The sequence below is a fragment of the Streptomyces sp. NPDC088732 genome, from assembly GCF_044751205.1.
In the GTDB taxonomy this organism is placed as follows: domain Bacteria; phylum Actinomycetota; class Actinomycetes; order Streptomycetales; family Streptomycetaceae; genus Actinacidiphila.
In genome coordinates this window covers 163,195-176,390 of sequence record NZ_JBIVLI010000010.1, presented here as the reverse complement: position 1 = coordinate 176,390, position 13,196 = coordinate 163,195, and the positions used below count along the sequence as shown (strand labels likewise).

General features: G+C 74.3%; 14 protein-coding genes. 5 read left to right on the top strand and 9 right to left on the bottom strand.

Annotation, left to right across the window (positions count from 1 at the left end; translation table 11 throughout):
• Nucleotides 1-86: 86 nt before the first annotated feature.
• Nucleotides 87-1,043 (top strand): YihY/virulence factor BrkB family protein, encoded by a 957-nt coding sequence (locus ACIP9H_RS18895; RefSeq protein ID WP_401959833.1) that lies wholly within the window; start codon nt 87-89, stop codon nt 1,041-1,043.
• On the opposite strand, the gene ACIP9H_RS18890 is transcribed toward ACIP9H_RS18895, so the two are convergent.
• The gene (locus tag ACIP9H_RS18890) at nt 958-1,410 is read right to left on the bottom strand and encodes a DUF3662 domain-containing protein (protein ID WP_401587029.1); all 453 of its coding nucleotides are present in this window, start codon (nt 1,408-1,410) and stop codon (nt 958-960) included. The two genes, ACIP9H_RS18895 and ACIP9H_RS18890, sit on opposite strands and share 86 nt — an antisense overlap.
• A gap of 116 nt (nt 1,411-1,526) precedes the next feature.
• A complete protein-coding gene (locus ACIP9H_RS18885) occupies nt 1,527-2,663 on the bottom strand; it encodes a PP2C family protein-serine/threonine phosphatase (protein ID WP_401587026.1) in 1,137 nt (378 codons plus the stop codon).
• A gap of 156 nt (nt 2,664-2,819) precedes the next feature.
• On the opposite strand from ACIP9H_RS18885, the gene ACIP9H_RS18880 reads away from it, so the two are divergent.
• A complete protein-coding gene (locus tag ACIP9H_RS18880) occupies nt 2,820-3,488 on the top strand; it encodes a response regulator (protein ID WP_401587023.1) in 669 nt (222 codons plus the stop codon).
• A gap of 16 nt (nt 3,489-3,504) precedes the next feature.
• Here ACIP9H_RS18880 and ACIP9H_RS18875 read toward each other — a convergent pair whose 3' ends face one another.
• The gene (locus ACIP9H_RS18875; RefSeq protein WP_401959831.1) at nt 3,505-4,776 is read right to left on the bottom strand and encodes a DUF418 domain-containing protein; all 1,272 of its coding nucleotides are present in this window, start codon (nt 4,774-4,776) and stop codon (nt 3,505-3,507) included.
• A gap of 144 nt (nt 4,777-4,920) precedes the next feature.
• Here ACIP9H_RS18875 and ACIP9H_RS18870 point away from each other — a divergent pair, with 144 nt between their 5' ends.
• On the top strand, nt 4,921-5,697 hold the full coding sequence (locus ACIP9H_RS18870) for an MBL fold metallo-hydrolase (RefSeq protein ID WP_401587017.1): 777 nt from the start codon (nt 4,921-4,923) through the stop codon (nt 5,695-5,697).
• A gap of 202 nt (nt 5,698-5,899) precedes the next feature.
• Here the strand turns inward: ACIP9H_RS18870 and ACIP9H_RS18865 are convergent, their stop codons facing one another.
• The 3 genes from ACIP9H_RS18865 to ACIP9H_RS18855 all read right to left on the bottom strand — a co-directional run bounded on the left by ACIP9H_RS18865 (nt 5,900) and on the right by ACIP9H_RS18855 (nt 6,923).
• Nucleotides 5,900-6,166: a DUF4235 domain-containing protein gene (locus tag ACIP9H_RS18865; protein WP_401587014.1), complete on the bottom strand. Its 267-nt coding sequence runs from the start codon at nt 6,164-6,166 to the stop codon at nt 5,900-5,902.
• 9 nt (nt 6,167-6,175) lie between these two features.
• The gene (locus ACIP9H_RS18860) at nt 6,176-6,517 is read right to left on the bottom strand and encodes a hypothetical protein (protein WP_401587011.1); all 342 of its coding nucleotides are present in this window, start codon (nt 6,515-6,517) and stop codon (nt 6,176-6,178) included.
• Between the two features lie 157 nt (nt 6,518-6,674).
• Entirely contained in the window at nt 6,675-6,923 is a 249-nt protein-coding gene (locus ACIP9H_RS18855; RefSeq protein WP_401587008.1) for a hypothetical protein, read from the bottom strand.
• Between the two features lie 140 nt (nt 6,924-7,063).
• On the opposite strand from ACIP9H_RS18855, the gene ACIP9H_RS18850 reads away from it, so the two are divergent.
• A complete protein-coding gene (locus ACIP9H_RS18850; protein WP_401587006.1) occupies nt 7,064-8,350 on the top strand; it encodes a M48 family metallopeptidase in 1,287 nt (428 codons plus the stop codon).
• A gap of 98 nt (nt 8,351-8,448) precedes the next feature.
• The gene (locus tag ACIP9H_RS18845; RefSeq protein ID WP_401587003.1) at nt 8,449-10,134 is read left to right on the top strand and encodes a glycosyltransferase family 39 protein; all 1,686 of its coding nucleotides are present in this window, start codon (nt 8,449-8,451) and stop codon (nt 10,132-10,134) included.
• 51 nt (nt 10,135-10,185) lie between these two features.
• On the opposite strand, the gene ACIP9H_RS18840 is transcribed toward ACIP9H_RS18845, so the two are convergent.
• Genes ACIP9H_RS18840 through ACIP9H_RS18830 form a run of 3 tightly spaced genes read right to left on the bottom strand, consistent with a single transcriptional unit; the run spans nt 10,186 to nt 12,739 of the window.
• A complete protein-coding gene (locus ACIP9H_RS18840) occupies nt 10,186-11,109 on the bottom strand; it encodes an SAM-dependent methyltransferase (RefSeq protein ID WP_401587001.1) in 924 nt (307 codons plus the stop codon).
• Nucleotides 11,110-11,164: 55 nt separating this feature from the next.
• Nucleotides 11,165-12,169: a MerR family transcriptional regulator gene (locus ACIP9H_RS18835; RefSeq protein WP_401586998.1), complete on the bottom strand. Its 1,005-nt coding sequence runs from the start codon at nt 12,167-12,169 to the stop codon at nt 11,165-11,167.
• A 33-nt stretch (nt 12,170-12,202) separates the two neighbouring features.
• A complete protein-coding gene (locus tag ACIP9H_RS18830; RefSeq protein ID WP_401587332.1) occupies nt 12,203-12,739 on the bottom strand; it encodes a GNAT family N-acetyltransferase in 537 nt (178 codons plus the stop codon).
• Nucleotides 12,740-13,196: the final 457 nt, after the last annotated feature.

Below are 13,196 nucleotides of genomic sequence, written 5' to 3'. Positions count from 1 at the left end.
GGCGCATGCCGCACCCCGGCCAGGGCAGACGCGTCACGCGGGACGGGCCCGCCCGGAGCCCCGGAACACAGCGGACGGGAAACGCGATGGCGGAGCAGCGGACGGTGACGGGCGGCGGCCTCCCCGGAAGCCGGGGCCCGCGGCCGGCGGACGGCCGGTACAGGGCGGCGGAGTTGCTGGTCGTCGCACGCCGCGCCGCCGTGGCACTGTGGGACGAGGACGCCTCGGAGAAGGCAGCCGCCCTCACGTACTACGGCGTGCTGACGCTCTTCCCCGGCATGCTGCTGACGGTGTCGGTCATCGGCCTGGCCGACGCGTCGGCCACGGGCGACCTCATCGCGCGGGTGAGCGCCCTCGCCCCCGCCGGGTCCGGGGAGATGCTGGCGCACACGATGCGGGACGTGGCGCGGGAGCGGTCGGCGGCCTGGGTGCTCGCGATCGCCGGCGCGGCGGCCGCGTTGTGGTCCGCGGTGAGCTATCTCGCCGTGTTCCGGCGGGCGTTGCACGCGATGAACCGGGTGCGGGACCACCGGCCGTCCTGGCGCACGGCACCGCGCATCGCGGTGACCGCCTCGGTGCTGCTGGCCCTGCTGGCGCTGGGCCCGCTGACCCTCATGCTCACCGGGCGGCTGGCCCGGCGGTCCGGGGAACTGCTCGGGGTGTCCGGGATGGCGGTGACGGCGTGGAACGTCCTCAAGTGGCCGCTGCTGCTGTGCCTGACGACGCTGCTGGTGCTGGTGCTGTTCCGTTCCGGGCCGCCGCAGGTCCGGCCGGTGCGGGTCATGCTGCCCGGCGGTGTGCTCGCGGTCCTGCTGTGGCTCGCGTCGACCCCCGTGCTGACGCTGTACGTGTCGCACGTCGGAACGTACAGCCGCCTGTACGGGCCGCTGGCCGGCACGGTGGTGTTCCTGATGTGGCTGTGGGTGTCCAACCTCGCACTGCTGAGCGGCGCCCACTTCAACGCGGAGCTGCGGCGCCACCGGACGGCCGCAGCCGGGTCCGCGTCGGCGCCCCGGGACGCGGCGCGATCACGTCGGCCCTGATCTGCCGCATGGGGCTGCTGACCACGCGGTAGCGGCCGTTGGGCAGCCGGGCGGCGCGGGTGATGTGCACGGCGAGCGGGCCCGCCCACTCGTAGTCCCGGCGTTCGGCGTGCCGCTGGAGCGCGTCGGTGAGCGCCTCCCCCACCCGTTCGCGGTCCGAGCCGAGTTCCTCGTGGACGGGGGCCGCCAGTTCGACGGTGTAGACGTTGGGCACCACCACCCGGCTGGCACTGCACACCACGGCGTGCCCGTCGCACTCGCGCCGCAGCGCGTCGAGGAGTTCCACGGGCTCGTGATCGAAGACCTTGGCGTACAGCGCCTGCTCCCAGCGCTCGATCGCCCTTTCCCAGCGTCGCAGCATCCCCATGTCCTCGCGCCTGCCCGGCAGAGCGGTCCTGATGCCGCCGGCCCGCGACAGCGGCCGGAAACGGGCGGTCGTACGGAACGGGCGTCCGCGGCCGCCGGGGGGCCACGGGCGGGGCGTCAGTGCTCGCGCCGGAGGGCGACGACGGCCATGTCGTCGCCCAGCGGACCGTGGGCATGGCCCAGCAGGTCCCTGGTGACCGCCTGCACGAGGGTCGCCGGGCCGCCCGAGCAGGTCAGGCCGGCGGCGCGTTCCAGCAGCGGGTAGAAGCCGCCCTGGGCGTCGCGGGCCTCCGTGAGCCCGTCGGTGTAGAGCAGCAGCTGGTCGCCGCGGACGAAGGGGAAGGTGCTGGGGGCGTACGTGCTCTCGACCAGGGCGCCGAGGCCGAGCGGTGGGGCGGGATCCTCGACGGCGAGGAGGGTCGCCCGGCCCTCGTGCAGCAGCAGCGGGGGCAGGTGGCCGCAGCTGACCACATGGACGTACGGCTCGTCGTCGGGGATCTCGACGACCGCGGCCGTCACGAACCGCTCCCCCACGTCGGCCTCGGCCGAGGCGTCGCAGAACTCCGCGAACCCCCAGCGCACGCTGCCCTCCAGCGAGGCGACGAGTTCCGGCAGCGGCTCCTGGCGGTGGGCGGCCGCGCGGAAGGCGCCGAGCACGGTCTCGGTCTCGCCCAGCAGGTTCAGCCCCTTGCCGCGCACGTCGCCGATGAGCAGGCGCGTGGCGTTCGCGGTGCGGGCGACCGCGTACAGGTCGCCGCCGACCCGGGCGCCGTCGTCGGCCGAGCGGTAGGCCGAGGCGATCGTCAGTGGTCCCGAGCGGCCGGGCAGGGGCCGCATGACGACCCGGTGGGCCGCCTCCGCGATCCGGCGTTCACCGGCCAGCTCGTGCCGTCCCCGCTCGGTCGACAGGGCGAAGACCACCAGCAGCACCGACACCATCACCAGGGACGCCAGCTGAACCAGGACGTTCTCGGTGGTCAGGGCGGACCGCTCGGCGCCGGCGGCGATCAGGGCGAGCACCGCGAGCAGCGCGGTCAGCGCGCCGCGCAGGGGCCCGGCGAAGGCGGCGACCAACGCCACCGGCACGACCAGGACGTGCGCGATGTGGATGTTCATCGGAAGGAAGAGATCGGCCACCGGTACGGCCACGATCAGCAGCGCGGCCATGACGGTGATGACGCCGTCACGGGGGCACACGACGGCGGCCTCCCCGCTCCCCGCGTCACGGGGACGGTCACGCCACCACGCGTCCATCCTGGCTCCTTCCCCGCCGGTCCGGCCCGGCCCGGACCCGGTACGACGGCACCAACCATCGTGCAGGGCATGCAACACATTGGCCAAATGTTTCTGTTCCCGGCAAAAAACACCATATCCGGCAGCCCCGGGAGCGCGGCGGGGTAGGGATCGACCGTGATCCGGGTACTGGTGGTGGACGACGAGGCACTGATCCGCACGGGTTTCCAGCACATCCTCGACGCGGCGGACGACATCGAGACGGTCGCCGCGGTGCCCGGGGGACGGGCCCTGCGGGCGGTGGACGAGCTGCGCCCGGACGTCGTGCTCCTCGACATCCGCATGCCCGACGTGGACGGGCTCACCATCCTCGCCGAGATCCGCAGGATGCCCGCGCCCCCCGTGGTGGCGATGCTGACCACCTTCGACACCGACGAGTACGTCACGGCCGCCCTCCGGGCCGGGGCGGCGGGCTTCCTGCTCAAGGACACCGACCCCGAGCAGCTGGCGTACCTGGTGCGGAACCTGGCCGCCGGCGGGGTCGTGCTCGCCTCCGAGGTCACCCGCACCGTCGTGGACGGCTACCTGGAGGGCGAGGAGCAGACCACCGCGGCGCACGCGGTGGCCGGGCTGACCGACCGGGAGCGCGATGTGCTCGTGCTGGTCGCCGAAGGGCTGTCCAACGCCGACATCGGCAACCGGGTCCACCTGAGCACCGGCACGGTGAAGGACCATGTCAGCGCGATCCTGACCAAGCTGGGGGTGGGCAGCCGTGTGCAGGCAGCCCTGCTGGCCGAGCGCGCGGGACTGCTGCGCCACCGGCACGGGGAAGGGCGCACACCGTGAATCAGACTGCCGGCACTCAGGCCACGTAGCGGCTGATGCGGGTCGCCCCGTGCAGGGCGTACTCCAGGGGCCCCCGCCGGAAGAAGGACGACCAGACCACGGCCAGCAGCATGGCCGCGACGGCGAACGCCAGCAGGACGGCCATCGGCGGGCCGGGAAGGTCGCCGAGGTCCAGGCCCAGTGCCTTGACGACGAGGATGTGCAGAACGTAGACCGTCAGCGGCATCGAGCCGACCGCGATCACCGGCATCGCCACCCGCCGAACGGCGCGCCACCGGGCGACGGCGTCCGTGCAGACGACGAGCACCAGCAGGGCGACACCCGTGCCGGCGATCACCGAGAGCGTGGTCTCGCTGTGCGGGGAGGCGGCCCACAGCCACGACGCGCTGTCCCCGTCGCCGCTCGGGAAGCCCGCGGCGTCCGACCACCAGGCCGACCGCGCGCCGCCGCGCACCGCGTCCTGCCCGAACATGGAGATTCCCGGCACCACGCCGGGAATCAGGTGCAGCGCCAGCCATGATCCGCCGTAGCCGACCAGGGCCAGCGCTCCACCTGCCATCGCCAGCCGCGCACGAACGGCCGCCGACCTGAGGTCGAGACGGGCAACCGCCATGCCGGCGATGAGGAACGGCACCCACGCGAGGACGGGATAGTCACCGGTGAACATCAGCCCGATGACACCGTCCGTGCCGCCGACGTGGGCCAGGGGGTCGTGCCGCGTGACCGCCTCGGCCCACGAGCCCTGATCGATCGAGCGCTGCACCACGAAGAGCACCTGGGGCAGCACCAGCACACTGCCCGCCGCGATCGCCGCGAGAGCGGCGGGGCGCAGCCGGTACAGCGGGAGAACGAGCAGGAAGCACACGCCGTAGTACGCCAGGATCACCTCGATCGAGGTGCCGAGCATCGTCAGCGCGGTGCCCAGGGCCACCAGGACCACCGCGCGGATCACCACCCGGACGACCGCCTGCCGGCCGGCCCTGCCGGTCGCGGGGGTCCGCCGTCCGGTGAGGAGGACGATCGAGAGACCTGCCAGGAAAGCGAAGAGGGCCGACGACCGGCCCTGCGCCAGTTCCATCAGCCAACCCCGGAATCCGCCGATCTCGGGATCCGGGCCCACATGGGCCGCGTACATTCCGAGGACCGCGAGTCCACGCGCGAGGTCCACCCCCACCATGCGCCCCACCGGAACGTTCCGGGAGATGGCTTCCGGGGCGCCGGTGGGAGCCGCCCGCTCCGCTACCGGTCGCCCCGGGGCCGACACGGTGAAGAGAACATCGTGCGCCATGTCTCGATGGTCCCCGGGCGGGACCGCCGGCCGGTATCCGGCAGGCGTCCGGTCCTGCCCCGCCGGGCGGAGGGTGCGGGCCCCCCGCCGCCTGGCGGGACCCCGCGGCGGGGGCCGGGCGCACGCCGGGCAGAATGGCCGCGCATGAGCCCCTGGTTCGAGCAACAGCCGTACGGGGACGGCCTGATCCGCCTCACCGAACCGCATGTCCACGAGATCCTCAAGGCCAATGTGTGGTGGCTCCGGGGCACGGACCGCGATGTCGTGGTGGACACCGGGCTGGGCGTCGTCACGCTGCGTGAGGAAGTGCCCGCGCTCTTCGCACGCGACCCGCTGGCCGTTCTCAGCCACGCGCACCTGGACCACGTCGGCGGGGCGCACGAGTTCCGCGAGCGGGCCGGGCACCCCGCCGATGCCGCCGCCCTGGCGGCGGGCGTCCCGGCGAGCCTGGACGGGCCGGAGCTGGCCCGCCTGCTCGGCGCCGGCGAGGTGGGGGCGGACTTCCCCGGCCGGATGATCGACGCCCTCCCCGGGCCGGGGTACGACCCGGCGGCGTACCGCGTCGCCCCGGTGACGCTGACCCGCCCGGTCGAGGACGGGGACCGCATCGACCTCGGCGGCCGGTCGCTCACCGTCCTGCACCTGCCGGGGCACACCCCCGGGTCCGTCGCGCTGCTGGAGGAGCACACCGGGGCGCTGTACCCCGGTGACGTCGTCTACGACGGGTACCTGGTCGACGATCTGCCCGGGTCCGACGTGGCCGCCTACCGGCGCAGCATGGAGTTCCTGTGCGGGCTGGACGTGTCCGTGGTGCACCCGGGGCACGGCCGCAGCTTCGACCGGGCGCGGCTGCACGACATCGCGCGGACGTACCTGCGCCGGACGGCCGGGGACGGCGAACAGCCCCTGACCGCGCGGTAGGCCGTGTCCTCACTCCCCCAGCTACCGCTGGGAGGTGCCCCCACCCCAGCTACCGCTGGGAGGTGCCCCCACCCCAGCTACCGCTGGGAGGTGCCCGTGCCGCACCGTGCGCGCGGCCGGACGACCGCGAGACGGCTCTGCGTCCTGCGATGCACCCCCGCTGGGGGCAGCCCGGAGCTCCTGTGCCGGCACGGCCTCACCGTCACCCGGGCCAGGTCCCTGTGAGCCGCCGCACGCCCGCCGCGCCGGCCCGGTCGACGGCGGCCTTGACCGTGGCGAAGATCGCGCCGTGCAGGGCGGCGGCGATCAGGATTTCCCGCCATCGGCGGTCCTCGTCGGTGGGCTTGGGCGCCTCGGTCTCGTCGCCGAGGAGCTTCCACGCCCTCGTGAACAGCGCGCCGGCGACTGCGCCGCCGAGCGCGCCGAGGGCGAGGCCCACCGGCCGGTACAGCATCCGGGACGCCCTCATGGCCGGGGTTCACCGCCTGGTGCGGCGCACGGCCAGGTAGATCAGCACGATGCCCGAGACGACGGCGAGAATCTGGTCGCGGTTGCGGCCCGCGACCACGGCGGCCTTCCGGGCCCGCTGCCGGACGGGGGCCGGGGTGCGCTCGTGCACGTGCTCCAGTCCACGTGCGGCCGTGTCCTTGGCCTGCGCCGTCCGTGCGCCGATCCGCTGCCGCGCGGCGGCGGCCCGTTCCCGCGGGTGCACCCTCGCCTCGGTACGAGCCGCGAACCGGGCGACCGCGCCGCCGAGTTCCCGCCGGGCCCGCGCCGCGTCCGTGCGCCACTGCCCGGGCGCCTCTTCCCTGTCCGGCATCGCTCCGCCCTTCCCGTGATCCCGGCCGAACCGGCCCTCGCACCGCGGACTGCACGGTGCTGACGGATCGCCGGCGGAGATTCCCCGCCCCTCGGCCCTCACTGCCCGGCTACCCCTGGCCGGGCACGGCATGCGGGGGGGGCGGCGGAAGCGCCGGTTACGGGCGCAGCTCCGGCGGCTCCTTCTCCCGGCCGAGGTCGGTCTCCACGTCGTAGCCGACCGGCCCGTGCCCCGCGCCGGGGTGGGCGATGTCCGCGCCGAGGTCGAACGCGGCCTCGTCGACCGTCTCCGTCAACTCGTCCTCCTCGTGCTTCCGCACGGCCTCCCAGTGGTGCTCGGCGATCCGCGCGACGAGGCCGCGGACCCCTTCGTGGTGTCCGTCGGCGGGGCGTTCGTCATGGCTCATGCCCCCATGTTCCGTTGCGGCGCCGGAGCGGAACAACCAATCCCGGGTGAACCTCCCTTCCGCGCCCGTCCCTTGCGCGCGCGGCGCCGGTGGCGTGGCCTACGCTCACCACGCAGAGATGATCAAGGGGAGGGCCAGGGGTGGGGAACGACGTGAGCGGGCGGTGCCCGCAGTGCGGGGCGGTACTGCCGTCCGACGACCGGTTCGTGACGTGGTGCGTGGAGTGCGCCTGGAACGTGCGGGGCGGCGCCGACGAGTCCACGGACGACGCCGGCCGCATCGACAGGTTCCGGCGGCGACTTTCGCGGACCTACGGCGAGGAGTTGTTCGGCCGGATGACGTCGGCGCACCCGCCGCGCCCAGGACGAGGCGCCACGTACGCCGCGGCACTCGCGCTGGCGGGGTCGGTGCACCTGCTGACGCTCGCGATCGCGGTGTGTGGCGTGTGGCTCGCCCTGACGGGCTGGGAGGCGGTCGTCCCGGGCGTGGTGGGGATCCTGCTGCTGGTCCTCGCGTGGCTGATGCGCCCGCGGCTGTACTCGGTGCCGCGGGAGGGCGTGCGGGTGGAACGCGCCGACGCGCCCGCGCTGTACGGGCTCCTGGACGAGGTCGCCGACACGCTGGGGGCGCCACGGGCCCATGTGGTCGTGGTGGACGAAGGGGTGGGCGCCTCCGTCGGGGTGGCGGGCCTGCGCCGCCGCACCGTACTGAGCATCGGGCTCGGGCTGTGGGAGGCGCTCACCCCGCAGCAGCGCGTCGCCGTGCTCGGCCACGAGTTCGGCCACCTGGTCAACGGGGACGCCCGGCAAGGGCTGTTCGTGGGCTCCGCGGGCCGCGCGCTCGCCCAGTGGTACGTGTTGCTGCGCCCCTCGGACGACACCCGGGGGCTGGGCCCGGTCGAGACCGTCGCACGGCTGCTGATGTTCCCCCCGGCGTACGTCGCGCTCCTGCTTCTTCGTGTGCTGGAGCACCTGACGCTGCGCGCCTCCCAGCAGGCCGAGTACCTCGCCGACGACCTCGCGGCGCGCATCGGTTCGTCGGCGGCGGCCGTGGAGGTCATGGACTTCCTGCTGCTGGCCGACGCCGCCTCGTTCTGGCTGCACCAGCAGGGCGTCTCGTCCAGGACCCTGCACCGCGGCAGGGGCGGTACCCAGGACCAGGGGTCCGGCGAGGCGGTCTGGGAACGGCTGTGGGAGTACACGGCCTCGATCCCCCCGCACGAGGTCGAGCGGCGCCGCCGGGTGTCGGTCCTGACCGCCCACGCCCAGAACAGCACGCACCCGCCGACCCACCTGCGCAGGGCCGCGCTGGCGGCCCGCTCGACCCGGGAGGCCGGTGTCGTCGCGGACGTCGCGCGGGCCAAGGAGATCGACGCGGGGCTCGCTCCGGCGCGCCGGGAGCTCGGCCGGAAGGTGCTGCGCGGCTGAGAAGGCGGGGCGCGGCCGGAACCCGTGCCATGATGCGGGGCGGAAAGGCACAGGGACGGCCCTGTGCGGCGCGCGGCATTGCACGGGGTGCGGACATCATGGGACCAGGGCCGGCACGACGACAGCCCCTGGCGGCCCCGGACGCGGCCGCGCCCCCCGCCGCCGCACCGGAGCCCGGCCGGACGCGGCGCCCGTGGGACCGGAGGCGATGGCGGCAGTGGCTGTTCGTCCTGGCCGTGGTCGCGCTGCTGGCGCAGATGGCCTTCGCCATGGTGACGACCGCCGTGCAGCAGACCCCCACGATCGACGAGCCGGTGTACGTGGGCACGGCCGAGGTCTACCTGCACGAGCACAGCCTGCGCTTCAACCCCGAGCACCCGCCGCTCGGCAAGCTCGTCGTGGCGAGCGGGCTGGCGTTCACCGACGTGCACTTCGACCGCGGATTCACCGGGAACCAGACGCAGTTGGGACGCCATGTCCTGTACGAGTCGGGCAACGACCCGTGGCGGGTGATGCTCGCGGCGCGCCTGCCGGTGATCGTGCTGACGCTGCTGTTCGGACTGGTGGTCATGGCGTTCGCACGGGACCTGTTCGGCCCTGCGGGAGCGCTGCTCGCCGTGGCGCTGTACGCCTTCTCGCCCGACGTCGTCGCGCACGGCTCGCTGGCCACCCTGGACGTGCCCGCGGCCGGTTTCGTCCTGACGGCGGCGTGGTGCCTGTGGCGCGCCCGCGAACGGCCGCGCCTGTGGCTGCCGTTCGCCGGTGCGGCGCTCGGTGCGGCCCTCGCCACCAAGATGAACATGCTGGCCGTGGTACCGGTGGTGCTGCTCCTGGCCGCCGTCGACCAGGCAAGGAAGGGGCGCTGGGCACGCGGTCTCGCGGCGGCGGCAGGCGTCGCCCTGGTCGCGGTGGCGGTGGTGTGGGCCACCTATCTCGCCGTGGACCCGCGGCTGCGGTGGACGACGCCGGACGGGGTGCCCGCGGTCCACGGACTGCGCGGGCTGGTGACGTCGCTGCTGCCGTTCCCCGAGGCCTACCGGGACGGCATGCGCCTCCAGTTCGGCTTCGAGAACGCGACTTGGGACGGCTTCCTCTTCGGCCGGCACTATCGCGGGGCACTGTGGTACTACCTGCCGGCGGCGCTGCTGGTGAAGACGCCGCTCGGGATGCTGGCCCTGTGGGCGGCCGGTGCGGGCGTGCTGCTCGCCGTGCACCGGCTGCGGCCCGCGGCGGCCTACGTGCTGCTGCCACCGCTGGTGCTGCTGGCCGCGGCGATGACCGGGTCGCGGGACCTGGGTGTCCGCTACGCGGTGTTCGTTCCGGTGTTCGGGGCGGTGGCGGCCGCGGGGGTCACGGCCGTACGGCGGCGGTGGGTCCGGGCGGCGGCCGTCGCGCTGGCCGCCTTCGCCGCGGTCAGCTCGCTGCGGACGTTCCCCTTCTACCTGCCGTACTCCAACGAGGCGTTCGGCGGTCCTGCGGCGACACATCGGCGCCTGCACGACTCCAACGTCGACTGGGGCCAGGACCTCGGGCGGCTCGCGGACCGGCTGAGGGAGCGCTATCCGGGCGAGCGGGTCTGGCTGGTCTACAAGGGCAGCGGCGTGCCGTCGTACTACGGCATCACGTCACGGTACGCGTTGTCCGTGCCCGCTGACGACGTGCACGGCCTGCTCGTCGTGTCCGACTCCGCGGCCGCCAAGGCCGAGGGGCCGCTCGCCGCGCTCCTGGAGAGTGCCGTTCCGGTCGACGAGGTCGGGCACTCCATCACGATCTACCGGCGCTGAACGCCGGGCCGTGGGCCCGGCGTCCGACGTCCGGTTTCGGGGCCGCTCGGCTCAGGGCTTGCGGGCCACCATGCCGTAGACGTTGATGTCGGCGTCCGTCACGTCGTTGATGTCGTTGTAGCGGATCCTGTCGATGTCCTCCATGCCCTCGATGAACGCCGGGTCCATGTCCGCGGTGGAGGCACCGGTGTCCGGGGAGTGGTCCGGACGCCAGTGGTGGACGGGGACGAGCCCGGGCTCGATCAGTTCGAGGCCGTTGTCGCTCACGAAGCGCAGGACCTCGGCGTGCGGCCGGAGCACGAAGGAGAAGCCCCGGTCCTGGTAGGTCTTGGCCACCTTGGCGATCTGCTCGGCGTTCAGGTCGGAGGTGAGGTGGGTCAGGACCACATGGCTGCCCGAGGGCAGGGCGTCCACGAGGTGCTTGACGACTCCGTACGCCTCGTCGTCCTCGACGAAGTGCAGCACGGCCACCAGCACCAGGGCGATCGGCTGGTCGAAGTCGAGGGTTCGGGCGGCCTGTTCGAGGATGGTGGCCGGGTCGCGGAGGTCCGCGTCGATGTAGTCGGTCCGGCCCTCGGGGCTGGAGGCGAGCAGGGCGCGGGCGTGCGCGAGGACGACGGGGTCGTTGTCGACGTACACCACGCGGGCGTCGGGGCTGATCCGCTGGGCGATCTGGTGGACGTTCTCCTGGGTCGGCAGACCCGTGCCGATGTCCAGGAACTGGCGGATGCCCACCTCGCCCGCGATGTGGTTCACCGCGCGGCGCAGCAGGTCCCGGTTGTGCCGGACGTCGAGGTAGCCGCGCGGGTTGGCGGCGAGGGCGGCCGCGGCGGCGTCGCGGTCGACGGGGTAATTGTCCTTGCCCCCGAGGAACACGTCGTAGACGCGGGCCGGGTGGGCCCGCGTGGTGTCGATGCGCTTGCGGAGCTGCTCGGCGGACTCGTAGGCGGTGGAGGCCTCGCTGTCGTTGCCCATGGGACCATCCCCTGAAACTCGAGAAATCGAAAAACCGATCCGATCAATGGACAACTTACCGGGTCCGGCCGCGAGTTGGTGCCCCGCCTCCCCCACTGGTCACAGCGGTGCCCGCCCGATCCGCGGCACCGGCACGACGGGCGGCGAGGGCCTTCAGCGACCAGGCCAGTTCCGGGGCGGCGGACTCCGGTGCCGGCCAGCCGTTGACCGTCGCCAGCAGCACGGCGTAGCGCTCGCGGCGCGGGTCGTCCGCGGCCGCCAGCAGGGCGGGCAGCCGGCCGCTCAGGACGTCGTCGTCCGCCGTGCCCAGCGCCTCGGCGCAGCCGGCGGTCAGCGCCGCCACGACCGGCTCCGCACCCGCGGACAGCGGATCGACTCCGGCCGCGACCGCCGCGCCCACCCGGTCCCGGACCACCGCGACCAGGTCGCGGCGCGGCAGCCCGTCGCCGTCGCGGGCACGCCGGGCCGTCAGGTCCTCGGCCAGGGCGCGCAGACGCGTACGGAAGGCCTCGTCCTCGGCGAGTTCGGCCAGTTCCACCCACGCGCGGAGCTGCTCCGGAGCGGGGTCTTCGGGCAGTTCGGGCGTCAGCGTGCGGCGGATGCCGGGAACCGCGGGGTCGGTCAGGCCGCCGAGCACGGCGTCCAGGAAGCCCTCGATCACCCGGCGCCGCTCCTCGGCGGTCAGCATGGCCAGTCGGTTCAAGCGATCCATCTCCTCGGGTGTGGCGCCGCGTTCGGCGACCGCCGTCAGTACGGCACGCCGCAGCTGCAGCACGCGGATCCGGGCCGCCAGCGCCTCGGCGTGGGCCGCCGCCACCTCGGGAAGCGTGAGTTCGCGGTCCACGACCTTGCGGATCGTGGCGAGGTCCAGTCCGAGGTCCCGCAGGGTCCGCACCAGCTCCAGGCGGGCGAGGGCCCGAGCGTCGTACAGCCGGTACCCGGCCGCGCTGCGGCCGGCGGGGACCACGATCCCGCGGTCGGACCAGGACCGGACGGTCTTGACCGTCAGCCCCGCATGCCGGGCGAGGTCGCCGATGGAATGGAGCGTGCCGTCGTGCATGCCCCCACCCTCGCGTCTCCCCCCGGGGGAGACTCAAGCGGTTTCCGGGACACCGTCCGGCACGTCGCGCTGCCAGCGGCGCTCACCGTCCTGCCAGTGTCCGGTCGGGGCGAGGCCGCAGGCGCGGGCGACGGACGCGGAGGCGCGGTGGTCGGGGTGGATGTGCGCGACGACCGTGCGCACGCCCCGGGAGTCCAGCCAACCGGTCAGGGCGCGGGCCGCTTCCCCGGCCAGGCCGCGGCCCTGCCAGGGGGTGCCGACGACCCAGGCGATCTCGGCCTCGGGGCCCGCGGCTCCCGGGGAGAGCGTCGCCTGCACGTAACCGGTCAGGCACCCCTCGTCGCGCAGCCGGAGCACCCAGGTGAGCCAGGAGACGGCCGGGTCGGGGGAACCGGCGAGCACGCGCCGGTAGCGGGCGCGCAGTTCGTCGAGCGTCTCCGGCCTGCCGCCGATGAAGGCGTGCAGGGCGGGGTCGGACAGGACGCGGGCCATCTCGTCGGCATGGCCGGCGCGCAGCGGCAGCAGGTCGAGGCGGGCGGAGCGCGGGACGCCGTCGACGGCCACGCACACGCCGACGACGCACTCGCCGTCCGCCCACTCACCGCCGCCGAGCCGCACGCGGCGGCCGTCGGCGTCGCCGTCCACGGCGGTCACCAGGTGCAGGCCGTGGACGCCGGCGTCCCTGGCGAGGACGATGTCCCCGGCCGCGACCCGCGCGGGATCGGCCGGGGCCACGACCACCCGCTCCCCGCCGTGCAGCAGCGGCGGCACGGCCCCGACAGCACAGCCGAACTCCACGGTGTGCCCGGCGGCGACCCGCTCCTTGACGTCCTCCAACGTGCCCATGACCCCGATCATGCCCGGTCCCCGCAGGCTCGCGCGGCGGCACCGCGCGGGGCAGGCGGGTCGCCCGCCGGACCGCCACCTCCCGGCACGGATGAGCCCCCCGTCATGTGCGCACGACCCGGACGGCCGACTCCCCCGCCGCAACGCCACCGCCCTGAGCCCGCCCCGCCAGCGGAGCCAC

Excerpts from the sequence above, each read along its gene's own strand:
- ACIP9H_RS18895 (WP_401959833.1), top strand. The coding sequence starts at position 87 with ATGGCGGAGCAGCGGACGGTGACGGGCGGCGGCCTCCCCGGAAGCCGG.
- ACIP9H_RS18890 (WP_401587029.1), bottom strand. The coding sequence starts at position 1,410 with ATGGGGATGCTGCGACGCTGGGAAAGGGCGATCGAGCGCTGGGAGCAG.
- ACIP9H_RS18885 (WP_401587026.1), bottom strand. The coding sequence starts at position 2,663 with ATGGACGCGTGGTGGCGTGACCGTCCCCGTGACGCGGGGAGCGGGGAG.
- ACIP9H_RS18875 (WP_401959831.1), bottom strand. The coding sequence starts at position 4,776 with ATGGCGCACGATGTTCTCTTCACCGTGTCGGCCCCGGGGCGACCGGTA.
- ACIP9H_RS18870 (WP_401587017.1), top strand. The coding sequence starts at position 4,921 with ATGAGCCCCTGGTTCGAGCAACAGCCGTACGGGGACGGCCTGATCCGC.
- ACIP9H_RS18865 (WP_401587014.1), bottom strand. The coding sequence starts at position 6,166 with ATGAGGGCGTCCCGGATGCTGTACCGGCCGGTGGGCCTCGCCCTCGGC.
- ACIP9H_RS18860 (WP_401587011.1), bottom strand. The coding sequence starts at position 6,517 with ATGCCGGACAGGGAAGAGGCGCCCGGGCAGTGGCGCACGGACGCGGCG.
- ACIP9H_RS18855 (WP_401587008.1), bottom strand. The coding sequence starts at position 6,923 with ATGAGCCATGACGAACGCCCCGCCGACGGACACCACGAAGGGGTCCGC.
- ACIP9H_RS18845 (WP_401587003.1), top strand. The coding sequence starts at position 8,449 with ATGGGACCAGGGCCGGCACGACGACAGCCCCTGGCGGCCCCGGACGCG.
- ACIP9H_RS18840 (WP_401587001.1), bottom strand. The coding sequence starts at position 11,109 with ATGGGCAACGACAGCGAGGCCTCCACCGCCTACGAGTCCGCCGAGCAG.
- ACIP9H_RS18835 (WP_401586998.1), bottom strand. The coding sequence starts at position 12,169 with ATGCACGACGGCACGCTCCATTCCATCGGCGACCTCGCCCGGCATGCG.